The 25705-nt window shown below is 56.9% G+C and carries 24 protein-coding genes; 17 read left to right on the forward strand and 7 right to left on the reverse strand.

All coding sequences use genetic code 11. The annotated features are described in order from the left end of the window. Positions 1-117: 117 nt before the first annotated feature. The 6 genes from sixA to BUC36_RS04565 all read right to left on the reverse strand — a co-directional run bounded on the left by sixA (position 118) and on the right by BUC36_RS04565 (position 6983). On the reverse strand, positions 118-582 hold the full coding sequence (sixA, locus tag BUC36_RS04540; protein ID WP_073272044.1) for a phosphohistidine phosphatase SixA: 465 nt from the start codon (positions 580-582) through the stop codon (positions 118-120). A 27-nt stretch (positions 583-609) separates the two neighbouring features. Further along, positions 610-1134 carry a DUF4389 domain-containing protein gene (locus BUC36_RS04545; protein ID WP_073272047.1) on the reverse strand — a complete coding sequence of 175 codons (525 nt, stop codon included), beginning with the start codon at positions 1132-1134 and terminating at the stop codon, positions 610-612. A 67-nt stretch (positions 1135-1201) separates the two neighbouring features. Further along, the gene (locus BUC36_RS04550) at positions 1202-2239 is read right to left on the reverse strand and encodes an NAD(P)H-dependent glycerol-3-phosphate dehydrogenase (RefSeq protein WP_073272050.1); all 1038 of its coding nucleotides are present in this window, start codon (positions 2237-2239) and stop codon (positions 1202-1204) included. Between the two features lie 193 nt (positions 2240-2432). Next, positions 2433-4355: a molecular chaperone HtpG gene (gene htpG / locus BUC36_RS04555; protein ID WP_073272052.1), complete on the reverse strand. Its 1923-nt coding sequence runs from the start codon at positions 4353-4355 to the stop codon at positions 2433-2435. Positions 4356-4800: 445 nt separating this feature from the next. Next, on the reverse strand, positions 4801-5997 hold the full coding sequence (locus tag BUC36_RS04560; RefSeq protein ID WP_073272055.1) for a serine hydrolase domain-containing protein: 1197 nt from the start codon (positions 5995-5997) through the stop codon (positions 4801-4803). Between the two features lie 383 nt (positions 5998-6380). Beyond that, positions 6381-6983: a peroxiredoxin gene (locus tag BUC36_RS04565; protein WP_073272058.1), complete on the reverse strand. Its 603-nt coding sequence runs from the start codon at positions 6981-6983 to the stop codon at positions 6381-6383. 348 nt (positions 6984-7331) lie between these two features. On the opposite strand from BUC36_RS04565, the gene BUC36_RS04570 reads away from it, so the two are divergent. The 3 genes from BUC36_RS04570 (at position 7332) to bfr (ending at position 9765) form a co-directional block, all read left to right on the forward strand. Then, complete coding sequence (locus tag BUC36_RS04570) at positions 7332-7544, forward strand: bacterioferritin-associated ferredoxin (protein ID WP_073272064.1); 213 nt, start codon at positions 7332-7334, stop codon at positions 7542-7544. A gap of 170 nt (positions 7545-7714) precedes the next feature. Continuing rightward, positions 7715-9028, forward strand: coding sequence for a DUF2254 domain-containing protein (locus BUC36_RS04575; RefSeq protein ID WP_073272067.1), 1314 nt, complete (start codon positions 7715-7717; stop codon positions 9026-9028). 257 nt (positions 9029-9285) lie between these two features. Continuing rightward, positions 9286-9765, forward strand: a complete 480-nt coding sequence (bfr, locus tag BUC36_RS04580; protein WP_073272068.1) for a bacterioferritin — start codon at positions 9286-9288, stop codon at positions 9763-9765. Between the two features lie 168 nt (positions 9766-9933). Here the strand turns inward: bfr and grxD are convergent, their stop codons facing one another. Then, on the reverse strand, positions 9934-10266 hold the full coding sequence (gene grxD / locus BUC36_RS04585) for a Grx4 family monothiol glutaredoxin (RefSeq protein WP_073272070.1): 333 nt from the start codon (positions 10264-10266) through the stop codon (positions 9934-9936). A gap of 299 nt (positions 10267-10565) precedes the next feature. On the opposite strand from grxD, the gene BUC36_RS04590 reads away from it, so the two are divergent. The 14 genes from BUC36_RS04590 to BUC36_RS04655 all read left to right on the forward strand — a co-directional run bounded on the left by BUC36_RS04590 (position 10566) and on the right by BUC36_RS04655 (position 25643). Next, the gene (locus BUC36_RS04590) at positions 10566-11750 is read left to right on the forward strand and encodes an aspartate aminotransferase family protein (RefSeq protein WP_200797180.1); all 1185 of its coding nucleotides are present in this window, start codon (positions 10566-10568) and stop codon (positions 11748-11750) included. Positions 11751-11767: 17 nt separating this feature from the next. Continuing rightward, the gene (argF, locus tag BUC36_RS04595; RefSeq protein WP_073272079.1) at positions 11768-12682 is read left to right on the forward strand and encodes an ornithine carbamoyltransferase; all 915 of its coding nucleotides are present in this window, start codon (positions 11768-11770) and stop codon (positions 12680-12682) included. 802 nt (positions 12683-13484) lie between these two features. Then, a complete protein-coding gene (locus BUC36_RS04600; protein WP_073274571.1) occupies positions 13485-16418 on the forward strand; it encodes a ribonucleoside-diphosphate reductase subunit alpha in 2934 nt (977 codons plus the stop codon). A 466-nt stretch (positions 16419-16884) separates the two neighbouring features. Continuing rightward, positions 16885-18153, forward strand: a complete 1269-nt coding sequence (locus BUC36_RS04605) for a ribonucleotide-diphosphate reductase subunit beta (protein WP_073272082.1) — start codon at positions 16885-16887, stop codon at positions 18151-18153. Between the two features lie 193 nt (positions 18154-18346). Further along, positions 18347-19516, forward strand: coding sequence for a hypothetical protein (locus BUC36_RS04610; RefSeq protein ID WP_073272087.1), 1170 nt, complete (start codon positions 18347-18349; stop codon positions 19514-19516). 133 nt (positions 19517-19649) lie between these two features. Beyond that, entirely contained in the window at positions 19650-19982 is a 333-nt protein-coding gene (locus BUC36_RS04615) for a ParB N-terminal domain-containing protein (RefSeq protein ID WP_073272089.1), read from the forward strand. A gap of 216 nt (positions 19983-20198) precedes the next feature. Continuing rightward, complete coding sequence (locus BUC36_RS19370) at positions 20199-20357, forward strand: transposase (protein ID WP_143186882.1); 159 nt, start codon at positions 20199-20201, stop codon at positions 20355-20357. A 140-nt stretch (positions 20358-20497) separates the two neighbouring features. Beyond that, a complete protein-coding gene (locus BUC36_RS04625) occupies positions 20498-21001 on the forward strand; it encodes a GNAT family N-acetyltransferase (protein WP_073272092.1) in 504 nt (167 codons plus the stop codon). A gap of 97 nt (positions 21002-21098) precedes the next feature. Further along, positions 21099-21818, forward strand: coding sequence for a methyltransferase family protein (locus BUC36_RS04630; RefSeq protein ID WP_073272095.1), 720 nt, complete (start codon positions 21099-21101; stop codon positions 21816-21818). A 198-nt stretch (positions 21819-22016) separates the two neighbouring features. Continuing rightward, positions 22017-22208, forward strand: a complete 192-nt coding sequence (locus BUC36_RS04635; RefSeq protein WP_073272100.1) for a DUF3185 family protein — start codon at positions 22017-22019, stop codon at positions 22206-22208. 141 nt (positions 22209-22349) lie between these two features. Next, the gene (locus tag BUC36_RS04640; protein ID WP_159435980.1) at positions 22350-23192 is read left to right on the forward strand and encodes a YwqG family protein; all 843 of its coding nucleotides are present in this window, start codon (positions 22350-22352) and stop codon (positions 23190-23192) included. A gap of 99 nt (positions 23193-23291) precedes the next feature. Beyond that, a complete protein-coding gene (locus BUC36_RS04645) occupies positions 23292-24080 on the forward strand; it encodes an alpha/beta fold hydrolase (RefSeq protein ID WP_200797182.1) in 789 nt (262 codons plus the stop codon). Positions 24081-24297: 217 nt separating this feature from the next. Continuing rightward, a complete protein-coding gene (locus BUC36_RS04650) occupies positions 24298-25062 on the forward strand; it encodes an AHH domain-containing protein (protein WP_084535612.1) in 765 nt (254 codons plus the stop codon). Further along, a complete protein-coding gene (locus BUC36_RS04655) occupies positions 25059-25643 on the forward strand; it encodes a hypothetical protein (RefSeq protein ID WP_073272105.1) in 585 nt (194 codons plus the stop codon). The genes BUC36_RS04650 and BUC36_RS04655 overlap by 4 nt, the downstream gene beginning before the upstream one ends. The last annotated feature ends 62 nt before the right edge of the window (positions 25644-25705 follow it).

Genomic DNA, 25705 nt, shown 5'->3' on the forward strand with positions numbered 1-25705 from the left:
CCATGCATTTTCTGCATCCCCGCCATCCATGGCGGGTTCGTGCCCATCATCTGGTGGCCTGATGGGCACGCTGCGCTTTGCCCATCCTACATCGCTTGCAGCCCCCGGCCACAACCATTATTCGGCGTGCTGCAGCCAATCCAGATTGGCGCAACCGCTGGCCCAGACCTCAGCACTGAGACAGGCGAGGCTCGAGGTGCCCATCGGATGCTCGCCGTCACTGCCGCAGAGCCCGTTGACCAGGCTGCCAACCAGCGGCTGGTGGCTGACCAGTAACAGTGGCCAATTCCCCGACTCCCGCTCCGCCTGTTGCAGCGCATCCAGCACCTGCTGCGGCGGCGTGTCGCCGATCAGCAGGCGCTGAGTGATCACCGGCAGCCCCAGCCGCTCGGCGACAATCTGTGCAGTCTGCTGGGTGCGCACGAAGGGGCTGGCCCAGATGGCGCGCACCTGTGCCAGCTCGTCGGCGCGCATGTCGCAGACCTGCGCCACCTGCGCGCGCCCGCGCTCGGTCAGCTGCCGGGCGGCGTCGTCGCCGATCATCGGCTCGGCTTGGGCGTGGCGCAGTATCAGCAGTTGCACATCGGGCCTCCGCGAATTACGAAACAGTTACTCTTTGTCGCCGCTGTCTTCGGCTTCTTCCCCTGTCTTCGCCTTTTTGGTCGCAGTGGATTTCCTCGAGGCAGTAGATTTTTTCTTCGCCGCGGGTTTTTCAGCGGCTTCCTCTTTCGGCGCAGCGCTTTCCCGCTCACCCTCGTCACTGCCGAGTACGATGGTCTCTTCGGCCTCCTCCTCTTCGGAGACCACTTCCGCATCCACTTCCTCGGCGCTCTCGTAACCGGACAGGTCTTCCACGTCCGATTCAGGCCACTCGGCGAAGGGGAAAGGTTTTTCCTCGGTGTTGTAAACCAGGAACTGCAGCGTCTGGTAGTAATAGGAGGCAATCTGATCGCCGAGGCGACGCAGGTTGTCGTTGGCGCTGCCGGTAATAATCGAGAACAGGAATTGCAGTATCACAACCGCCAGCATCACCAAGCCGGCAATTTCCAGCAGGAAGGCGAACAGCACCATATAGACGAGGCGCAGCCACTGGTTACCGGAAGTCAGGTTGTGTTTCAGGTCTTCATTATCCATAAAAATATTTCCGTCAGGATTTGGCTCTAATTACCGAGCTTTTCGGCTTCGCTCACTTTACCTCTGCCTACGGCTTCGCCGAGTAGGCCACATCAAATGTTTGCGCGCCCGACATCAGATCGCGAATCACCTCCGGGATCGGCCGCTCTTCAAATAATATGGCGTGAATTGCGGAAACCAAGGGCATGTAGACGCCCATTTCATCCGCTTTGTGCTTTATCAGGCGAACCGTGTTAACGCCTTCGGCGACCTGACCGATTTCTGCGACAGCCTCCTCCAGCGGGCGGCCCCTGCCCACCAGATAGCCGACGCGATAGTTGCGGCTCAGATCGGACGAACAGGTCAGGATCAGGTCGCCGACCCCGGCGAGGCCGATAAACGTCATCGGATCCGCCCCCATGGCTTCGGCAAAGCGCATCATCTCCGCCAGCGCGCGGGTGATCAAAAGGCTGATGGTGTTCTGCCCGCGGTCGAGCGCCGCGGCCATACCGGTCACAATGGCGTAGATATTTTTCAGCGCCCCGGCCAGCTCCACCCCGAACACATCCTTGCTCGAATAGATGCGGAAGGTCTCCGAATGCAGCACTTTCTGGATGCTGCTGCACAGCGCCTCGTCTTCACTGGCGATCACCGTCGCCGTGTAATGGCCGGCGACAATCTCCTTGGCGAAGTTCGGGCCGCTCAGCACGCCGACGCGCATGTCGGTGGTTTCCTCGCGCAGGATATCGCTCATCAGGTGGAAGCTGTCGTGCTCGATTCCTTTAGTCGTGGAGATCAGCATGGTGCCGGGCGCCAGCAGCGGCGCTACCTTCTGCACCACTTCACGGAAAGACTTACTGGGAATCGCCACGAAGACGATCGCACAGCCGTTCACCGCTTCCCGCAGGTCACTGGTGATCCTCAATTCCGGGTGCAGCGGCACGCCGGGCAGGTAGTAGTGGTTCTCGCGCATCTTGCGGCAGTCCGCCGCGCGCGCTTCGTCGCGCATCCACTGGCGCGTGTCGTGGCCATTGCCGGCCACGATATTGGCAATCGCAGTCCCGAAACTGCCGCCGCCCAATACGGCTATAGAGAGGGGCTTGGAAGTTTCCGTTGGTGTCGTCATACCGGTAAAGCTTTTGTTCGAGTTTCGCGGATTATAGAGGGCGCGGGTTTCGAGCCCAACGACAGCGGGAAAAAAATGTGAATGACGGTCAGATCGCGATCAGTCGGTGCCAATTACCGGCAGATCGAGCAAAAATCCGACAGCCAGAAACAGCAGGGGCGGCCACTGGCCGCCCCTTCAAGTCGCCTATCGCTTAGCCGTTCAGCTCCAGCAGCAGCGTATTCAGGCGGCGCACATAGTCCGCCGGGTCTGCCAGCTGGTTGCCGGCCGCCAGGTTGGCCTGATCCATCAGGATGTTGGTCAGATCCGCGAAGCGGTCTTCATCCTGCTCCTGATCGAGGCGCTGCACCAGCGGGTGGGACGGGTTCAGCTCGAAGATCGGCTTGGCCTCGGGCAGGGCCTGACCGGCCTGCTCGAGGATACGGCGCATCTGCGGGCCCATATCCTGCTCGCTGACCACCAGGCAGGCCGGCGAATCCACCAGGCGGGTGGTCGCGCGCACTTCCTCGACGCGGCCCTCCAGCACCTCCTTGACCCGCTCCACCAGCGCGCCGGATTCCTTCTCGACCTTCTCGCGCTCGGCCTTGTCCTCGTCGGTCTCGGTTTCACCCAGGTCCAGCGCACCCTTGGCCACGTCCTGGAACTGCTTGCCGTCGAACTCGTGCATATGGCCGACGAACCACTCATCCACCTGGTCGGTCAGCAGCAGCACCTCGATGCCCTTCTTGCGGAAGACTTCCAGATAGGGGCTGGACTTGGCGGTGGCGAAGTTGTCGGCGCAGACGTAGTAGATGTGCTTCTGCCCGCCCTGCATGCGGCCGACATAGTCCTCCAGGGACTGATCCTGTTTGGCGTCGTCGGTGTGCGTGGTGGAGAAGCGCAGCAGCTTGGCCACCTTGTCCTTGTTGGCGAAGTCCTCGGCAGGGCCCTCTTTCATGACATTGCCGAACAGGTCCCAGAACTTCTGGTACTGGTCCGCGTCCTTCTTCGCCAGCTTGTCGAGCATATCCAGCACGCGCTTGGTCAGCGCGCTCTTGATCGCGTCGGTGTTGCGGTCCTTCTGCAGGATCTCGCGGGAGACGTTCAGCGGCAGGTCGTTGGAATCCAGCACGCCCTTGACGAAGCGCAGGTACAGCGGCAGGAACTGCTCGGCGTCGTCCATGATAAAGGTGCGCTGCACGTACAGCTTCAGGCCGCGGGCGGCATCGCGCTGGTACAGGTCGAACGGCGCGCGGGCGGGGATGTACAGCAGGCTGGTGTAATCCAGTTTGCCTTCCACCCGGTTGTGACTCCAGGTCAGCGGTTCGTCGAAGTCGTGGGAGATGTGCTTGTAGAACTCCTTGTACTCCTCGGACTTGATGTCGCTGCGCGGGCGGGTCCACAGGGCCTGGGCGGCGTTGACCGCCTCGAATTCCGGCGCCTTTTGATCTTCGCCTTCCTTCTCCTCACCCTCTGCCGCCGGAGCCTGCTCTTTCAGCATTTCTACCGGGATAGCGATATGGTCGGAATACTTCTTGATGATGGAGCGCAGGCGCCAGCCGTCGGCAAACTCTTTCGCTTCCTCGTTCAGGTGCAGCACCACGCGGGTACCGCGTTGCGGCCACTCGACATTTTCCACCGAGTATTCGGCCTCGCCGTGACACTCCCAGTGCACGCCCTGATCGGCACCCAGGCCCGCGCGGCGGGTGAATACATCCACCTTGTCGGCGACAATAAAGGCCGAGTAGAAGCCCACGCCGAACTGGCCGATCAGGTGCGCGTCCTTTTTCTGGTCGCCGGTCAGCTGCTGCATAAAGGCCGCAGTGCCGGAACGGGCGATGGTACCGAGGTTCTCGATCACCTCGTCGCGGCTCATACCAATGCCGTTATCGGTGATGGTCAGGGTGCCCTCTTCCCGGTCAAACTCGATACGGATACGCAGCTCGGGGTCTTCTGCGAGCAATTCCGGCTTCGACAGCGCCTCGAAACGCAGTTTGTCGGCGGCATCGGAGGCGTTGGATACCAGCTCGCGCAGGAAGATCTCCTTGTTGGAGTAGAGCGAGTGGATCATCAGGTGCAAAAGTTGCTTGGCTTCCGTCTGGAAACCGTGGCTCTCTTTATGGGCCTCAACGGTCATGGATTGGTCTCCCCGTACACTTCATTCGGATCAGGGAGCAGATATAGGGGTGGCTGGCGAGGTTTCAAGGGGGGCGCCGCCTGGAATACTGTCGCCGGTTCGGTGGCGGCCCTGCCGGCGGCGGCTATTGGCGGGACCCGGGCTAGGCGCCCCCCCTAAATACTTCCATGTACGCTCGGCGTCGGCATCCATGCCTCCGACGGTCCCGCAAATAACCGCCGCCACCAGGACCTTCGCATCAACCTCCATCGGCCAGACAGCGGGGGGATGCAAAGGACCTGATGCCGGGGGCCGTCCGGAAAACGATTGCCGATAAGGCTGTTTACCGGGCGGCCACCGGCAGCAGGGCCGCCGCGATACAGGCTACAGGGTGAAAATCCGCCAGAACTCGGCAGAAAAGTGCCTATCCGTAGGAATTCGCCCTACACGGATGAGGAGGGCTTACCTACTTGTTGGCCATGGCAGTGGCGAGCTTGCCATTGCCGGTGAGATCGATGACGAAATTGGCGGTCAGGTCGGCGATGACGGTGGATTCGGCATTCAACAGTATCGCGATACCGACCTTCTGCTTCTCGGAGTAGGCCACCGCGGCGCGGAAGCCGGCGACCCAGCCGCCGTGGTAGATGATGCGGTCATCGCCAATGGTGTAGAGGCGCCAGCCGAGACCGTAACCGGCGTGGGAGAGGTAGTCACGCCAGATACGATGGCGCATATGGCGCTGGGTGGCGACCCGCTCGGTGGTCATATCCTCAATCACCGACGGGGACAGCACCTTCGGGTAGTAGCCCATCTGCGCCTTCAGCCACTGGGCCATGTCGGCGATGCTCGCGTTGACGCCGGCTGCCGGGGCGGCGAAGTAATACTCCTTCTCCACCCTTACCGGGCGCCAGCCCTTGCCGGTCTGCACATGGGGCGCGGCGCGGTTGTCGGAGGCCATAAAGCTCTCCCAGCCGACGGAGGCATTTTGCATCTTCAGCGGATTAAAGAAGCGCTCCTTCAACTGCCGTTCATAGGTGACGCCGGTGGCCTCGTAGATCACGTCCTCGATCAGACTGAAAAGCACATTCTGGTAGCCGTAACACTTACCCGGCGTACAGCGGGGGTCGATATTGGCGAACTTGGGCAATATCTTGCTGAGCGGCTTGTTGTCTTCCAGGTAGTTGTCGTAGGCGTTGGGGGTCAGCCCGGAGGAGTGGCTGAGGAGGTGTTCCACCTCCAATTGGCGGGACAGGGACGGCGTCTTGAAACTGAGCTCCGGCACATAACGCACCACCTTGTCCGTCCAGCTGAATTTCTTCTCGTGCTCCAGCACCGTGGCCATGCTGGCGGCGAAGGTCTTCGACACCGACGCCAGGCGGAACACGGTATCGAGATCCACCTTGCCCTTCTTGCCCTTGACCCGAACACCGTAGGTGTCCATCGCCACGACCTTGTTGCCATCGACGATTACATAGGCGCCGCCGGGGATCTCCTTTGCCTTCATCTGCAGGCGGAAGTAGCGGTCGAACTCCTTCGCACTGCTATCGATATCCACCGCGCGCGCGGGCAGCCCCAGGCTGCAGAGCATCAGCGCCAGGTAGAAGTGCAGTGCGCCGCGCTGGCGCAGATAACTGATCAGGATGAATACGTATGTAGGTCTCATGCCGTACTTCGAGCCGCCGCGGCAAATGGTCTGGTACTTGCTGTAAGACTAGCAGTGAGCGGGAAAATTCTCTCTTCACCCCCGCCCGGGCGAAGCCTCACATTCTAATAGCAAACCAGACGCCACGCACAGGCGCTTTGGTGACTAGCCCGAAAATAGCATGGGATAACGCTGTCATCCCGTGATCAGCAGCAGCGAAAGCGAGACATGGCGAAATTTGGGCACACAAAACGACGAGGGATGTCGCTTTGCACCCCCGGAGACTATCGTTGGGCGACGTGGACGGGCTCTCCGGCCACGGATGACCGGCATAAAAAAACCGCCTTGCGGCGGTTCTTATTGCGGCGGGGAGTGCATCGGCACTCCCCTGCGGGAACGACGACTTACAGCTTGTCGGCGTTCTCGCTCAGGTAAGCCGCTACACCTTCCGGAGAAGCGTTCATACCCTTGTCGCCTTCCTGCCAGCCGGCCGGGCAGACTTCGCCGTGCTCCTGGTGGAACGCCAGCGCGTCAACCATGCGCAGCATCTCGTCGACGTTGCGGCCCAGCGGCAGGTCGTTGACGACCTGGTGACGTACCACGCCCTCTTCGTCGATCAGGAAGGAGCCGCGGAAAGCAACACCGCCCTCGGCTTCTACGTCGTAGGCCTGGCAGATTTCGTGCTTAACGTCGGCAACCAGGGTGTACTTAACCGGGCCGATGCCGCCGTCGTTAACCGGGGTGTTACGCCAGGCGTTGTGAGAGAACTGGGAATCGATGGACACACCGATGACTTCCACGCCGCGCTTCTGGAACTCGGCGAAGCGGTGATCGAAAGCGATCAGCTCGGACGGGCACACGAAGGTGAAGTCCAGCGGGTAGAAGAACACAACGGCTTTCTTGCCCTTGATGGTTTCTTTCAGGTTGTAGGAATCAACGATCTCGCCGTTGCCCAGTACCGCTGCAGCGGTGAAATCCGGAGCTGGTTTGCCTACCAGAACTGCCATGAGAACCTCCTCAATCCAATGATGGGTTATTGATAACAGGGAAAATGATCAATTTATATGCAGTCGCTATAAATTGAATAAGAATTGATAGTGGGCAGCTATGATACACACCCACATATTTCAGTCCCATAAAATTTTTATATGGCGTCGATAGGTGCGCTACCCATCTGCCCGCGCCTTACCTGACCCTGTTGCCCAACCCAGTCGCACACCGTCCATACGGTCACAAAACATACAGCTAGACTGAGAATCAAGCGTCACAGAATCTTATTGACACTCATTCTCACTTGCAATACGATCTGCGCACTAACTGAGATTGAGCGTTCTTGCGCCAGGGTTCCCGCAACAATGTACGTATGTATCTGCAAAGGCATTACCGACCGCCAGATCAAGGAAGCGGTTTACGATGGCTCCACTTCGGTAAAAGCCCTGCGCCGCCAACTCGGCGTCTCCTCCCAGTGCGGCCGCTGCGCCGAACTGACCCAGGAGATCATTGACGAGACCATGGCCGGTGGCGTGATTGCCGCCGCCAACAGCGGCCTCTTCTACTCCGCCGGCTAAGGCCCCCTATCCGGCTGGTCGCCGCCCGGCGATCAGCGCCTGCCCTGCTCTCCTCCGTCCAGACTTCTTCTCTTTATACCCGTCGACACTGCTGGTCTAAGCTGACTGCACTCACGTGTCTCTCAATTTCTCAATTTCTCAGTCTCTCGGCCCCTCGCGCCAGCGAATGCATGAAAAAGTATCTCGTCCACCTGAGTGAAAAAATGCGCTCCAGTTTCTGGAGTGTGCCGCTGTTGATGATTGCGTCGGCAATTGTGCTGGCTTTCGTACTGCGGTTGCTGGACACCGCGATCGATCCCGCCAGCATCACCGGCCTGGACTGGTTGCGCCTGCGCGACGCCGACAGCGCCCGCGCCCTGCTGCAAGTCATCGCCGGCTCGACGATCACCGTCGCCGGCACCGTGTTTTCCATTACCGTGGTGGCCCTGACGCTCGCCTCCAACCAGTTCGGCCCGCGCCTGGTGCGCAACTTTATCCGCGACCGCGGCACGCAGGTTTCCCTGGGGATTTTCCTTTCCACTTTTGTCTATGCGCTGGTGACCATGCGCAGTATCGGCACCCTGGGCGACACCACCAGCAAATACGATCTCGCCGTACAGGCCGCCCTGCTGCTGGCGCTGATCAGTATCTGTTACCTGATCTATTTCATTCACAACGTCGCCCAGTCCATCCAGGTCGACAATATCGCGCACCAGATCAACCTGGAATTCCACCGGGCAATAGAACGCGAATATCCCCATGCGACGGAAGATACCCGCGGCGAAAAGTTCGATATCGAACGGCTGGAACTCGGCACCGGCTGGATCAATATTCCCGCGGATCGCGGTGGCTATGTGCAGTTTGTCGATCGCCAGCGTTTGATCGCCGTGGCGGAGGATTGCGACTGCTGCCTGTTTATCAGCTGCCACGCCGGCGGCTACATGCATCACTGGGGCAGTATCGGCCGCATCTACCAGGCGCGGGAAAATGCCGACGCTCTGATTTCGCGGGTGCAGGCGGCGGTGGAAATCGGCTCGCTGCCCACCGCCGAGCAGGATATCGTTTTCTCGATACGCCAGCTGGCGCAGATTGCCGAGCGCGCCCTGTCACCCGGCATCAACGATCCCTTTACCGCCTACGCCTGTATCGACCGCCTGATCGAAGGTCTCGGCACCGTGCTGCAGCGACCCGAGCCGCCCAACTGTTTCAAGGACGAAGATGGAAGACTGCGCCTGGTCAGCTGCGAGCTGGAATTTTCCCAGCTGCTCGACGCCGCCCTGGATGAGATCTATGAGCACAGCCGCGGCAATGGTGTGGTTATGCGCCACCTGCTCAATGCCCTCGCCGATCTCGCCGCTGTGTGCGCGCGCGAGCACGACCGCAAGGCGCTGTACGATTACCTGCAACGCATGGCCGACGACAACAGTGCCTATATAAAAAGCCGCTCCGATCAGAAAGTCATACAGGAAAAAATTGCCGCGATTCAAAATGAACTGACAAGCTGACAGCGCCTATCTGAAAAGGAATCATTTTCGTTGCGGTTTTCGGCCGAATTTGCGTTAAACCCCTTGTTTTTCCCGCTTTGCGCAACGGTTATCGCGCGCTTGACTTGCCGGTAACGGCAACGCAAACTCATCCCGCATAGCGGCTGTGACCCTACAATAATTTCAGGGCATTCGATCAGCGGCGAAATTTAGCGACTAACAATCAGGAATTCTCTGCAGCGCTATCCGAGCTTGCAGGGCCACAGGAGCAAAAAGCTATGAAAGGCGATCCCAAGGTTATCGAACATCTGAACAAGATACTGGGCAATGAGCTGGTAGCGATTAACCAGTATTTTCTGCACGCCCGTATGTACGACAACTGGGGTCTGAAAGAGCTGGGCAAGCACGAGTACCACGAATCCATCGATGAAATGAAACACGCCGACTGGCTGATCGAGCGCATTCTTTTCCTCGAGGGCATTCCCAACCTGCAGCACCTGGGCAAACTGCTGATCGGTGAAGACACCGTGGAAATGCTCAAGTGCGACCTGAAGCTGGAAAACAAGGCGATCCCCGATCTGCGCGACGCCATCGCCTACTGTGAATCCGTGCGCGACTACGGCAGCCGCGAACTGCTGGAGAAAATCCTCGATTCCGAAGAGGAACACGTGGACTGGCTGGAAACCCAGCTGGAGCTGATCGACAAAGTCGGCATCCAGAATTACCTGCAGTCGCAGATGGAAAAGGCCTCGGAATAAGAATTTATACTAGCCCCCAACCATGTAGGAGCCTGCTTGCAGGCGAAAAGACCGGTGCTCCGCAGCTGTTCGCCTGCAAGCAGGCTCCTACGAGGAAAGCGCGCGGGTACTCCCATAAAAAAACCGCGGTCATTGCCGCGGTTTTTTCGTTCTGCAGGGAGGCGGAATTTACTCGCCGCCTTCGCTCTCGGCAGCGGCTTCGTCAACGAGCGTTTTCAGTTCGCCGTTTTCATACATCTCCATGATGATGTCGCAACCGCCTACCAGCTCGCCCTTCACCCACAGCTGCGGGAAAGTCGGCCAGTTGGCGTACTTGGGCAGCTCGGCGCGGATATCCGGGTTGGCCAGAATATCCACGTAGGCGAAACGCTTGCCACAGGCCATCAGCGCCTGGGAGGCACGCATGGAAAAACCGCACTGGGGTGCGTTGGGGCTGCCTTTCATATAGAGCAGGATGGCGTTGTCGGCGATCTGCTGCTTGATGTTCTCCAGTGTATCCATAGGGATGACTAACCTCGGGTAGTAGAGCCTTTAGACGATTCGGGGCGCAGGCCAACGCTGGGCGGTCGCGCGCTGGCCGGCATTGTACCCTAGTGTGGTGTCGCATACTAAAGGCCGAACGAGCACCGCCGGACGCCGCGAGGCGCACGCGCAGTAGTTTTTCAGAGGTTCCCTAGCGCGACACAGTGCTTGTGCTAATATTGCCGGCTTTCCCGGGGAAACTGCGGACAAGCGACACCCGTGCCGAATTTTCTGCGGCAACCCGGTTTTTCAGGCCCGCCACCAGAGGAGAATGTACCGTGGCCACTCCCGCACTGATGCAGAACTATGGAAACAGAGCCCTGACCCTGGTCAGGGGTGAAGGCAACTACGTGTGGGACGACGCCGGCCGACGATATCTCGACGCCATCTCCGGCATCGCCGTCTGCGGTCTCGGCCATTGCCATCCGGCGGTCACCGAGGCGCTGCAGGACCAGGCGCAGACACTGCTGCACGTCTCCAACCTGTACAACATCCCGGCGCAGGAACAGCTGGCGGACCGGCTCGTGTTCCTGTCCGGCATGGACAACGTGTTCTTCTCCAACTCCGGCGCCGAGGCCAACGAGGCGGCGATCAAGCTGGCGCGCAAGCTCGGCAACGAGCGCGGCCACGCGGTGCCGCGCATCGTGGTGATGGAGGGCGCCTTCCACGGCCGCACCCTCGCCACCCTGACCGCCACCGGCAATGAAAAGGTGCAGCAGGGTTTCGCGCCGCTGCCCGAGGGTTTCCTGCGCGTGCCGTTCAACGACGTCGAGGCGATCGAGAAGCTCGCCGCCAGCCACGACGATATCGTCGCGATACTGGTGGAGCCGGTGCAGGGCGAAGGCGGCATCCGCGTGCCCGCCCCCGACTACCTGAACAAACTGCGCGAACTGTGCGATCGACACGACTGGCTACTGATGCTGGACGAGATCCAGACCGCCAACGGCCGCAGCGGCAAGTTGTTTGCGTACCAGCACGCCGGCATACTGCCGGACGTGGTCACCACCGCGAAGGGTCTCGGCAACGGCGTACCCATCGGCGCCTGCCTGGCGCGCGGTGCGGCGGCAAGTTTGTTTACCGCCGGCAGCCACGGCTCCACCTTCGGTGGCAACCCGCTGGCCTGCCGCGCCGGCCTCGCCGTGCTGGAGACCCTGGAAAGCTCGTGGCTGATCGAGCGCGCCGAGCAGCTGGGCACGCGCCTGCTGCAACAGCTGCGCCTGCAGCTGGCCGACTGCGCCGCGGTTAAAGACATCCGCGGCCTCGGCCTGCTGATCGGTATCGAACTCGACCGCCCCTGCGCCGAGCTGGTAGAACTGGCCCGCGCACAGGAGCTGCTGATTAATGTCACCGCCGGCAATGTGGTGCGCCTGCTGCCACCGCTGACCCTCAGCGACGAGGAGTGCGGCCTGCTCGCCAGTACCGTCAGCGAGCTGATTCAACAATTTGCCCGGCAAGCGGCCTGATATAAAAGGGGGAACCTATGGCCACCAGACACTTTCTCACCCTGCTGGACCTGTCCAAGGACGAGCTGAAGAGCGTCATCGAGCGCGCCATCGAACTGAAGGCGCTGCGCGCCCAGGGCATCGCCACCGAGCCCTTCCGCGACAAGGTGCTCGGCATGATTTTCGAGAAGTCCTCCACCCGCACCCGCGTGTCCTTCGAGGCGGGCATGGCGCAGATGGGCGGCAGCGCGTTGTTCCTGTCCCCGCGCGACACCCAGCTGGGCCGCGGCGAACCGATCGAGGACAGCGCCCGGGTCATCTCGCGCATGGTCGACATGGTGATGATCCGCACCTTCGGCCACAACGTGCTGGAGCGTTTCGCCGAGCACTCGCGCGTGCCGGTGATCAACGCCCTGTCCGACAGCTATCACCCGTGCCAGCTGCTGGCCGATATCCAGACCTACGTCGAGCACCGCGGCAGCCCCGCGGGCAAGGTGGTGGCCTGGGTCGGTGACGGCAACAACATGTGCAACTCCTATATCAATGCCGCGCGCCAGTGCGACTTCGAGCTGCGCATCGCCTGTCCCGAGGGCTACGAGCCGGACGCGGCCATTCTCGCCGCCGCCGGCAACCGGGTGACCATCGTGCGCAAGCCGGTGGACGCCGTGCGCGGCGCCGACTGGGTCGCCACCGATGTGTGGGCCTCGATGGGCCAGGAGACGGAACAGCAGATCCGCATGAAGGCGTTCGAGGGCTTCCTCGTCGATCACGAACTGATGAGCCACGCCAACCAGGACGCCATCTTTATGCACTGCCTGCCGGCGCACCGCGGCGAGGAAGTGAGCGGCGAGCTGCTGGAGGATGAAAAAATTTCCGTTGTCTGGGACGAGGCGGAAAACCGCCTGCACGCGCAGAAGGCCCTGATGGAATTCCTGCAGGAAAACAGCAAGTAACTGCTCACATTTCCGGCAGCGATTTTCTTCCCGCCCGGGAATCGAATCGCCGCCGGTCGCCGCACCCGGAAATTGTTGAAAAATTCACCACCCGGACGCGGCGACAGCCCAAGCCTGGCACCTGATCAAACATTCACCAACGATTAAAAATCCGCCGCCGGAACTGGACGTTCGAGTACCACTTTGCACAAGGACTAAACAAACCGAAATCGTTATTGCCGTGGTTAATTTAGAAGGCATTTACTATTAAAAAAAATTCTTAAAATCCGCACTGTGCAAAATCCCCCTGTACAGCGTTTAACCACCCCTAGTAACGGCGGGCCCTGGCGCGAAAGTGGCCACTGACGTTCACCGCCTACCCACAATTTATCCACAAATAAACACAAAGTTATTCGCCTTGAATTGGCCCTGCTACCGCATTATCTTGTAGCGCAGTCGAGGCACTACCCCTATATATTGGGTTACGGAGCCAAAAGAACCCCTAGCCGACGGGGTGAATAACGACGCATTGCCGCCATCGCGGCACACAAGTCAGGCACAGCTTTTCAAAGCGAATCAGAGGTAACAGGCGGAATGGATTTCCGCCGCAGGCACACGCCGGCAGACCTTCGGGGGGAAACCGGCGATCAAGCGGCCTGTTTCAGTGGCCGCCGCAATATTGTGGCGCCGCTGGCAAGTAAAACGATGGACCCGTTCCGCGCCTTCCCAAATTGGGAGCCACGCGATCGTGTGGTTGCTGTTCAGGCGGACAGAAGCGGTAAGAAAAACACTGTTCAAAAATTTGTTCTTTGCGGAGATCTTCATGCACACAGAGACAGGGCGCTCTCAAACCGTGCCTACGGAAAATTCGGGCACTACCAAGGATCAGGCCAACGGCGGCACCACTCTCACCGCCACCGCGCCGGGACAAATTCGCGTTATCAAGCGCAATGGCACCGTAGTGCCCTATGACGACAGCAAGATCTCCGTCGCTGTCACCAAGGCATTCCTCGCCGTTGAGGGCGGCACCGCCGCGGCCTCCAGCCGCATCCACGAGAAAGTGGCCGACCTGGTGAGCCAGATCAGCGGCACCTTCAAGCGCCGCATGCCCTCCGGTGGCACCATCCACATCGAGGAAATCCAGGACCAGGTGGAACTGGCGCTGATGCGCGCCGGCGAACAGAAGATCGCCCGCGACTACGTACTCTACCGCGAAGAGCACGCCCGCCTGCGCGCCGAAAAGGAACAACAGCAGAAAGAAGCCGTTGCCGATGCCCACCCGAGCATCCGCGTCAAGCAGGAAGACGGCACCCTGATCCCGCTGGATATGGAGCGTCTGCGCACCATCGTCAGCGAGGCCTGCGAGGGCCTGAAGGATGTGGACGGCCAGGCCATCCTCAACGAAGCGCTGAAAAACCTCTACGACGGTGTTTCCGAAAACGACATCAACACCGCGCTGGTAATCACCGCGCGCACCATGGTCGAGCAGGAACCCAACTACACCTTCGCCACCGCCAGCCTACTGTTAGACAAGCTGCGCTCTGAAGCCCTGCGCTTCCTCGGCGTGGCCGAGCGCGCGACCGCCCACGAGATGGAAGACCTGTATGCGGCCGCCCTGCCCGCCTACGTGGAAAAAGGTATCGAGCTGGAACTGCTGGATCCGGCCCTGGCTACTTTCGACCTGGAAAAACTGGGTTACGCCATCAAGGGCGAGCGCGATCACCAGTTCTCCTACCTGGGCCTGCAGACCCTGTACGACCGCTACTTCCTGCACAGCGACGACACCCGTTTCGAGCTGCCGCAGATCTTCTTCATGCGCGTCGCCATGGGCCTCGCCATCAACGAAGAAAACAAGAACGAGCGCGCGATCGAGTTCTACAGCCTGCTGAGCTCCTTCGACTACATGAGCTCCACGCCGACCCTGTTCAATGCCGGCACCCTGCGCCCGCAGCTGTCCTCCTGCTACCTGACCACGATTCCGGACGACCTGCACGGCATTTACGGCGCTATCCAGGACAACGCCATGCTGTCCAAGTGGGCCGGCGGCCTGGGTAACGACTGGACGCCGGTGCGCAGCCTCGGTTCCTACATCAAGGGCACCAACGGCAAGTCCCAGGGCGTCGTGCCCTTCCTGAAAGTGGCCAACGACACCGCGGTAGCGGTGAACCAGGGCGGCAAGCGCAAGGGCGCCGTCTGCGCCTACCTGGAAACCTGGCACCTGGATATCGAGGAATTCCTCGAGCTGCGCAAGAACACCGGTGACGACCGCCGCCGCACCCACGACATGAACACCGCCAACTGGGTACCGGACCTGTTCATGAAGCGCGTGTTCGAGGACAAGGAGTGGACCCTGTTCTCGCCGGCGGACTGCCCGGACCTGCACGACCTGTTCGGCGCCGCGTTCGAAGAGCGCTACGAGCACTACGAACAGCTCGCCGCCGCCGGCAAGCTGAAGCTGCACAAGAAAATCCGCGCGCTGGACCTGTGGCGCAAGATGCTGGGCATGCTGTTCGAAACCGGCCACCCGTGGATCACCTTCAAGGACAGCTGCAACCTGCGCAGTCCGCAGCAGCACGCCGGTGTCGTACACAGCTCCAACCTGTGCACCGAGATCACGCTGAACACCAAGGCGAACGACGAGATCGCGGTATGTAACCTGGGTTCCGTGAACCTGGCGCAGCACATCGGTGAAGACGGCAAGCTGGACCAGGAAAAACTGGCCCGCACCGTGAAGACCGCCGTGCGCATGCTCGATAACGTGATCGACATCAACTACTACTCCGTGGAAACCGCGCGCCAGTCCAACATGCGCCATCGCCCGGTGGGCCTGGGCCTGATGGGCTTCCAGGACGCGCTGTACAAGGCCGGTATCTCCTACGCCAGCGACGAGGCCGTCGCCTTCGCCGACACCACCATGGAGGCGATCAGCTACCAGGCCATCTCCGCATCCAGCGACCTGGCAGCAGAGCGCGGCAAGTACCAGAGCTACGACGGCTCCCTGTGGAGCAAGGGCGTGCTGCCGCTGGATTCCATCCAGATCCTGACGGAGCAGCGCGGCGAGCAGTTTATCGAGCAGGACACCAGCTCCACACAGGACTGGGACAGCCTGCGCGACAAGGTCAAAGCCCAGGGCATGCGCAACTCCAACGTGATGGCGATCGCACCGACCGCGACCATCGCCAACATCACCGGTGTTTCCCAGTCCATCGAGCCGACGTACCAGAACCTGTACGTGAAATCGAACCTGTCCGGCGAATTCACTGTCGTGAACCCCTACCTGGTGCACGACCTGAAAGAGCGCGGCCTGTGGGACAAGGTCATGGTCAACGACCTGAAGTACTACGAAGGTTCCGTGCAGAAAATCGACCGCATCCCGGCCGACCTGAAGGCCAAGTACGCCACCGCGTTCGAAGTCGAACCGCGCTGGATCGTCGACGCCGCCAGCCGTCGCCAGAAGTGGATCGACCAGGCGCAGTCGCTGAACCTGTACATCGCCGGCGCCGATGGCAAGAAGCTGGACCTGACTTACCGCATGGCCTGGTACCGCGGTCTGAAGACCACCTACTACCTGCGCGCCCTGGCTGCCACCACCACGGAAAAATCCACCGTGAACAGCGGCACCCTGAACGCAGTGAGCTCCGGTGCCAGCGCACCGGTAGCGGCAGCTCCGCAAGCCTCGGTTCAACAAGAGCCCGCCCCGGCAGCAGTGCCCAAGGCCTGCTCCCTGGACGACCCGGACTGCGAAGCCTGCCAGTAAAAATCAGCGCGGGCCTGTGGGCCCGCCTGAACCACTGGCACAGATAATTAGTTAGCAATTTAAGAACTCTCGGGGGAGAGCGTCGCAACCGCACCAGCGGCCAAGACCATGCAGCGACCCCGGTCCGCCCTGACTTTCTTGGGGGAAAGACAGGAAAAACATTACCGGACCGGGTGTCGGCTGCGATCTCAAACGCTCCCTGGCGAGAAGTGAAAAAAGAAAAAGAAAAAAAGAAAAACAAAAAATTGATCTGGCGCAGGAGTCCCTGTGCCAACGCGGGGTAAAAATACCCGCATGACAATTTTGCAGCTGGCGCCGTCGCGCCGGCACACTGGGGCAAAAATTTTCAATCCTTTTTCCCCAGTCCCCCGAACTCCATTCGGGGCGCCGCGCGCCGAAATAGCGCCCGGCAAGCAAACTCGAACACCAACACGACAGAAAGAAAGACGAATTAAAAGGGCCGACTATGCTGAGCTGGGACGACTTCGACACACAGCCCCAACAAACCAAGAAAAGCGCCGAACCGCGACCGGCGCCGGAGACGCTGCAGAAAGAAGTAACCGAATCCGCGGCCTCTTACGAGGCGCACAGCGCTCCGGCGTCGCCCGCGGCCCAATCCAAAGCTGCTCCTGCGGAAGCCACTTCCGCGGTTGAAGCGGCGCGGGCCGCCGTAGCCGAGCTGGACCCGGCCCCGGGTCTGGAAGAACTGGAAATGGGCGCTGCCCGTATCCAGGTAGACGAAAAGCGTATCATCAATTGCCGCGCCGACCTGAACCAGCTGGTGCCCTTCAAGTACGACTGGGCCTGGCAGAAATACCTGGACGGCTGCGCCAACCACTGGATGCCGCAAGAAGTCAACATGAACAAAGACGTGTCCATGTGGAAAGACCCTGAGGGTCTGACCGAGGACGAGCGTCGCATCGTGGAATACTCCCTGGGTTACTTCTCCACCGCCGACTCGCTGGTGGCGAACAACCTGGTGCTGGCCATCTACCGCCACATCACCAACCCAGAGTGCCGCCAGTACATCCTGCGCCAGTCCTTCGAGGAAGCCATCCACACCCACGCCTACCAGTACTGTGTGGAGTCCCTGGGCATGGACGAAGGTGAAGTGTTCAACATGTACCGCGAAGTGCCAAGCGTGGCCAAGAAAGCCGCCTGGAGCCTGTCGCACACCCAGTCCATCGGCGACCCCACCTTCAAGACCGGCACCCCGGAAGCCGACCAGGAACTGCTGCGCAACCTGATCGCCTTCTACGCCGTGACCGAGGGCATCTTCTTCTACTGCGGCTTCAGCCAGATCCTGTCCATGGGCCGCCGCAACAAGATGACCGGCGTTGCCGAGCAGTTCCAGTACATCCTGCGCGACGAGTCCATGCACCTGAACTTCGGTATCGACGTCATCAACCAGATCAAACTGGAAAACCCGCACCTGTGGACCGAAGAGTTCAAGCAGGAAGTGACGCAGATGATCCTGGAAGGCATGGAACTGGAAGTGGCCTACGCCCGCGACACCATGCCGCGCGGCGTGCTCGGCATGAACGCGGCCATGATGGAGGAATACCTGCACTTCATCGCCAACCGCCGCCTCAGCCAGCTGGGCCTGAAAGAACAGTTCCCGGGCGCCCAGAACCCCTTCCCCTGGATGTCCGAGATCATGGACCTGCGCAAGGAGAAGAACTTCTTCGAAACGCGGGTTATCGAATACCAGACCGGTGGTGCGCTTCAATGGTAAGAACAACCAAGAAGCAATAAGCAGGGACAACTACAACAAGTAGTCGCTCACAGGAAGAGAGGTATTGAAAGCGGGCGTTATGCCCGCTTTTTTTATAGGAAAAAAAATTGGCATGAGAAAAACTTTATTTTTCTAAATAGATAAACGACGCCGAACTCAAGATAGAAGAAAACCGAAAGCTAAGGAGAAACTAATGGAAGGAATAGAACGAGGAAACCAGATCGAGTCGAAAAGTGAAACAACTCCGGTGAAGAAAAAGCGCCGTACGCGTAAAGTAAGGAAGTACCCGACATGTTCATTCGAAGATGCCCTGGCGCTTGCAAAGGCCATTCAGAAAAATTCGGGCAATCAAAAAATTCGGCGAATCACTTTATTCGACCTCATAAGTAAGGCCTCGGAAAGCGGACCTTCAAGAACCTGGGTAACTAATGCAGCGAAATACGGACTTATCAGCGGCAGCTCCAGCTCCGAGTTCTTACAGCTGACCGACCTCGGTCACAAAGTAACTTCTGATGACTTTAGCGAGTATGAGAAAGCTAAGGCGGCTATAAGCTTAGCAGTACTTGATGTTGAGACTTTCAACTATCTTTACGAGCATTTCAAAGGAAATAAGCTTCCCCAGCACGCCGTACTCATAGACGCTCTCGAAGATCAAGAAGTCGACAGTGAAGACAGAGCAGCCGTCGTAGATACATTTATAGTAAACATTGAACAAGTCGGTCTACTTAAAACTCTTTCTGGCGCCCAAAGATTAATAGAAGTCGACCATGCACTCGAAGGCTTAAGCACCGATGGCGCCATCCAGAGATCCACCTCGTTACCGGCTGCAACTGGGCAAGATTATTCTGGAATTATAACTTCCGGAAACTCTTATTATGACAGCGTCTGCTTCTACGTAACACCAATCGGAGAGGACGGATCTGAACAAAGAAAGCACTCCGACCTTTTTTTAGGATCAATTATAGAACCTGCCATTGAACAGCTTGGACTAAAAGTCGTTAGGGCAGATGGCATTGAAACACCTGGCCTGATTACCAACCAAGTGATTGAATATATATTAAACGCCAGACTGGTAGTAGTTGACCTATCATTTAGCAATCCGAATGTTTTCTACGAATTAGCCTTACGCCACGCAGCACGCCTACCTACAGTCCAGGTAATACGGAAGGGCGATAAAATCCCATTCGACATTAGCCAATTCAGAACTCTAGTTTTGGACTGCACAGACATTTACTCTTTGGTTCCAATGCTAGAAACATATAAAGCTGAAGTAGCGACTGCGGCAAGAAAATCCATAGAGGATTGCGACTCACTCGATAATCCCCTTACGTCAGTTTATCCAAACCTACGACTCACAAAGTAAGTATAAATATTGACGGAAATAATTTGGGCTACAGAACTCATTAATTGAGATCTAAATCTTGGCACTGAATCATTATATAAAACTTGCGTTAAAAGTTTGATCCGGCCCTATTCATTACCTGCAAGGAATTTAAATGAGGTCAACCATTCGCAACCAATCGAGCAATGTATACTGGCTGAGACCAAAGGAATTAGTCGATTTGGGAGTTCAGGTTAATAAAATGAATCGCAATAATTGCTATCAATTTTGCCCGACTCGCAACACTCTATCCAAAGAAGAAAGACAAAAAAAATACGATCAACTTTTAGAAAGTATTAAAAAACATGGCTTCTCTGAGAGCAATCCAATCCTATTGATGCTTAACCGAACTAGTGATGGGCAAGATAAAATTAGAGATGGCCATCATAGGCTATCTATAGCTTTAGACATTGATGCACCACTTGTTCCTGTAAGGTTTGTGTATTAAAGCTCTTGAAATAAATGGGGTCAGATCAACTTTATGGCGTCATTTTATATTGGAGAGTTTCATGCCGCAGCCCCCACTTATTCCGCCCAATAAGTTGGACTGGAATGTACAAAAAACGCGCGCCGATCTGTAATCACTTTCGTGGACGGTATTTACTGTTCATGAAAGAGGGCCAGAATTGGACAAACAAAAAAGATAAATTACGACCACTATACGTTGGCTTACAAGATTCAAGCCGTTAAGTTGGCCAATCATCCTGACGTTAGATCAAAGGATGTGGCAGAATCCCTCGGAATACATCCGGTGATGCTTTATCGGTGGCAGATGGAGCACCGCCGAAGAGTAAATGGGGTCAGAGTAAAATTTTGGCATTGAAACAGTCCAAACAAGCATGGCCAAAACATTGCCCGACCCTATTTATCGCATCCCGACCGCAAAATAGCGCGGCCTACGCAAGGCAGCCTACACTACGTTTCCGCTGCTCCTACAATGGGCGTTAAGCAAACTAGACGAAAATGATACCGACAATAGAAACAGAGCGACTCCGATTAATCCCACCCAGCCCAGATAGCTTTGACGTGTATGAGCGGTTTTACACCGATCCAGAAGCATCAAAGATGTATGGTGGCCCCATAGGTAGAGAACAGGTTTGGGCTAGGCTGAAGGCCGATCTCGGCTCGTGGTATTTACTCGGCTTTGGCGTCTGGGTTATCCAGCTGAAGGCCGATAACAGCCTGATTGGCACCTGCGGCTACTGGCAAGGAAGAGACTGGCCCAGAGAACTCACCTGGTGGGTAATGCCTGAGGGCCGTGGCAAGGGTATTGCCACGGAAGCGTCTAGAGCAGCCTTACTGCATGCGTATAACGAATTCAAATGGGACAAAGTTGAATCCTATATGAATGATGAAAATATTGCTGCACGCGCTTTAGTAGAAAAACTGGGCGGTACAACATCCAGGCGGCAAGAATTTAGCGATGGCTTGAGCAGAGATATCTATTTATTGCCAAAACCAGCCTGACGAGTCAATCAATCTAGTCTCAATACGCTACGCTTCTTTCGACGGCTAATCGGGGCGTTAGGCACACACTCAAATCCGTTTTGTTGTGGGGAATGACATGTCAGCGAAGACGGTTAATGACGAGGCAGCGCAAACAGTATCCCCTCGCCAGTGGATCAGATTAGTTCTGGTATATCTCTTTATCCCGCTGATTCTATTGATATGCGGTGGGGATCTCGGTTGGTGGCAGGCGTGGCTCTATTCCCTACTGATCTTTGCCGCTGGTATAGGAGGGCGCATGTGGGCGGAACAGCGACACCCCGGATTAATGGCCGAACGACAAAATATTGAAAATTTCCAAAACGCAAAAGTCTGGGACAAAGTGCTTGCTCCGCTGATGGCGGTGAGCCTCGTGTTCCCTATGGTCATTGTGGCGGGGCTGGACCACCGCTATAACTGGTCCCCCGAATTCCCGCTATGGCTCATCGTGATTGGCTTCACATTGATCGCCCTCGGATACGCTTTCGCTGCCTGGGCATTGGCAGAGAACCGCTTTTTCTTCAGCGTGGTGTGTATTCGGACGGATCGAGGGCATGTGGTGTGTGACAGCGGCCCGTACCGGTTTGTGAGGCACCCGGGTTATGCTGGAAATATTTTCCCACTGTTCGGTATTGTTCTTGCGCTGGGCTCGGTGTGGGCACTGATTCCTGCGGCGCTGGCAACAATCATCACGGTGATTAGAACCGCACTTGAAGACCAGATACTACAGGAAGAGTTGCCAGGCTATCGAGACTATGCACGACGCGTGCGCTATCGGTTGATTCCCGGGATATACTGAATAAATGGGGTCAGAACAACTTTATGGCGTTACTTTTATCGGAAGAATTTCATGCCGAAACACCTACCTGACCACATTTATCACGCCCAACATGTTTGACTGGGACGCGCACAAGATCACACGTCCTGCAAAGCAGTCATGTGACAAAAATTTTTAAAATTATCAAAATCTCTATAAATCAATACTTTTGGTTGGCATATGAACAATAAAATTATCGGAATTGGACTCATCATGGCCGGAGTGGCTCTGGGTATCTGGGGTTACGATATTTACGATTCGGCAAGCTCACAAATCACCAGGGCTCTGAGTGGGGATACCCCCATCGAGGCGTGGGGTGGAATGATCGGTGGTGCGATATGTCTTTTTATTGGCATAGCCAAAGTAAAATAGCGCATACACCACAAAGCACGTATCAAGACCGGTCAGCGCGCGCCCTGCGGGCGCCTGACTCGCTGTGCTCACATCTATCGCAAGTAGGTTGCTGCGCCCATTCGGACCTCCGCGGAAAGCAAATCCTCTCGAGAAATGATCATGGAACTGTTTAGAAAGTTATTTGGCGGGAAACCAACAATCGATTGGGATGAAGTAACAAGGTCGCTGGAGCCAAAACTAGAGAGCTTGAGGCGTCCCGCTGTACGACTCAAAAAAACATCAGCCGTAAAGAATTCAAAATTTGGCGGACTGCCTTTTGCCGACTCAAGCAGCTTTGAATGGCCTCGAAGCAACGGAAAACCTATGGCGTTCTTGGCTCAGTTAGATTTGTCGGAGATTTCCAGTGCCCATAAGTATGACTGGCTGGAAGATAAAGGTTTGCTGCTGTTTTTTTACGATGTCATCGAAATGCCGTGGGGATTCGACCCAAAGGATAGAGGGAAGTGGAGCATTCTCTTTCAACCGGAGCCAGATACCTACATCTCATATCCCGAAGACTTAGGGAATGAATTTAGAATTCGGGAGCTGTATATACAACCTGAGCTGGTACAGGTTTTACCGAACTACGATGACCCGAGCATAGAAGACCTTGGCCTTTCAGACGAAGAGATTGATGCATATATCGACTTGAACGAAGGAGATGAAGAGCCCTCCCATCAAGTCGGAGGTTTTCCGTCTCCAGTCCAGGGCAATTATATGGAGCTGGATTCACAACTGGCCTCAAATGGAATCTATGTCGGTAATGCTGAGGGATATAACAGTGAGGAAGGCAAGAAACTGGCATCAGGCGCCAAAGATTGGAAATTGCTATTCCAGTTTGACAGTGATGACGATTTAGACATTATGTGGGGCGACTGTGGAATGCTCTATTTCTGGGTTCAGGAGCATAAAGCCAAACAAAATCAATTTGATAATAGTTGGCTGATTTTGCAATGTTGCTAAACAAGCTTTATGGGCTTGTGAGAAGCACGCCCCTATTTTCGCGCCTATTTACAATAGCGTTAACCTTTTAATCACAGAGGTTATAGCGAGATGCCTACCATGACACTCAATGGCGTTGAGCTCTACTACGAATGCCACGGAAAGGGCCAGCCGCTGATGCTGATCGCCGGCCTGGCCAGCGACTCCCAGAGTTGGCAGCCGCTAGTGGAGGAACTGTCCAGGCACTACCTGGTTATCCTGCCGGACAACAGGGGCACGGGCAGGACAAAGCCGCAGGATATTGACACAAGCATCCGGCACATAGCCGACGATTGCATGGCCCTTCTCGACTTTTTAGGCCTGTCATCTGCCACGCTGCTCGGCCATTCAATGGGCGGCTTTGTCGCACTGGATTGCGCCATCCGCTATCCAGCGCGTGTCGCCAAATTGGTCCTGGCGGGAACGTCGGCGTTTAATTCAGACAGGAACAACCTCTTATTTCGCGATTGGGTTTCCTATCTGAAATCGGGAATGAACACAGAGCTTTGGTTTCGAAACGTCTTTTACTGGATATTTTCCAGGCGCTTCTTTGAGGACAGGGAAACATTAACTGATGCCCTGCGCTTTGCCGTTGACTACCCCTACCCGCAAAGCGCCGCGGCGTTCGAAAAACAGGTCGATGCTATCAGGGAATTTAACTGTCGGGAAAAGCTAGCTGGCATTAACGCAGAGACTTTGATCATCAGCGGCAAAGAGGACCTGCTATTTCCCCCTGAAGACTGCATCGAGGTTTTGCAGGCGATTCCGAGTACCAGTATCCGCGTTATCGAGGATGCGGCACATTCCATACATATGGAAGATCCCCAGGCATTCACGGACTGTGTCTTGCACTTCCTGGGCAATGGCTGAAAAATTGCTTCAGAAATAATTGGAATCAAGAGATAACTTGGGTCTGATCGGCATTTTGGAATTAACCGAAACCATCCAGGTCGATACCAACATCTTGATCTCACCCCACCTGATCGAAGCAATATTCAAATATATTTCCGTAAATAAGCCCCCTATTCTCACCCTTGCCGGCTAACGGTACAATCGGTCGAGCACATCCAAGGAAAGGAACTCCGCGATGCCCCACCCGATGAAACCCATTGAGCGCACCCTGGCCGCCTTTGAAGTCGCCGCGCGTGAATACCACCAACTCCGCGCTAAAGTCGCCAGATCACAGGAAGAGCGCCGGGCGCTCGATAAAGAGCTGCGCGATCGCCTCGCCGACCTGAAGCTCCGCTACAACCAGCTGACCGTGGAAGCCGACATCGCCGAACAGGTCGCCAACCAGGAGGCACTGCAAGAATACAGGGCGCACAACAACAAGGCGCTCGACAGCGATAAAGCGGTGTCCAAAGCCGCCCGGGCAACCATGAAAGCAGAGCCGCATCATCCCACTGAGGTACTGCGCAAGAATATGGCCGCGATCGGCGATGTGGAGCCAGACAGGTATTGCCGCTGCCACCATATCGTCATGGGCGTAGGCAAGAAGGAGCGCGATCCGGTCACCAATGAGAGGCGGCCGACCAAGAATTCGCTGCAGGCGCGGGCCAAGCTCCATATGCTCGGCATCGGTATCAACGACCCGCACAACGGGGTCTTCCTCCCCGCCAGCTTGGCCCATGTTCCCCACTGGCGTTTTCCGCGTGCGCTGCCACATGCGAACATCCACACGCTGGCCTACGAGAAAATGGTCGTCGACTATGTCGGGCATTTGAATGACCAGCAGAGCCTGGTGCAAAACCTTCGCCGGATCAGGAGACACCTGGAGGAAGGCGACCGCATCCTGTTTATGCGTGAAGAGAAGCAGCTGGCCTATAACGAGAAAATGAAATTACTGGCATGAAATACTTTAGACTTCAGGAATTGAGCAGCGTCTATGGTCTGCTGGAGATCGACTCTCACAAGATCATCGAAGCCTATGACGACGATATCTTTGATGAGCTCAGGGAGGCCTCGGCGCCGATCGGCGAGCACTGGCCCGATTGTCACGGTGTTTTCTATGACATGACGACAACCGCTAGCAGGGTTATTGAAGAAGCCCCTGACATCTATATCTGGAACAGTTCGTCGCTGGCGCTGTCCCCAAATGCCATGTCCGCGCTCGAAGGCCTGATCAGTCCGTTTGGCGAGTTCCTGCCGTTCCAGTATCAGGACAAACAGTTTCACCTGTTTGTCGTTCATGCCATGGCCGAAGAAGATAAAGCGGTTTCTGAAAAGCTCTACGATGAATTCGGGGAAGTAGGAATTAAACGCCTGGGTTTCCAGGCCGAGTCAGTGGGTACCAAGCCAGTATTCAAGACTGGATTCGATTCCTGCACACATCTGTACTGCACAGAGCGCTTTAAGGATGCCTGTATCGACAAGGGCCTGGCCGGTCTGGTGTTTCACGAAAACCTGGCGAGTGTTATTGGAGAAACCATTTAGCAACAAATGGCTTCAGATCAACATTTTGGCACCCAACCACCCAGGACAGACACACGTCAAAA

The sequence above is a fragment of the Microbulbifer donghaiensis genome (genome assembly GCF_900129095.1).
GTDB lineage: Bacteria > Pseudomonadota > Gammaproteobacteria > Pseudomonadales > Cellvibrionaceae > Microbulbifer > Microbulbifer donghaiensis.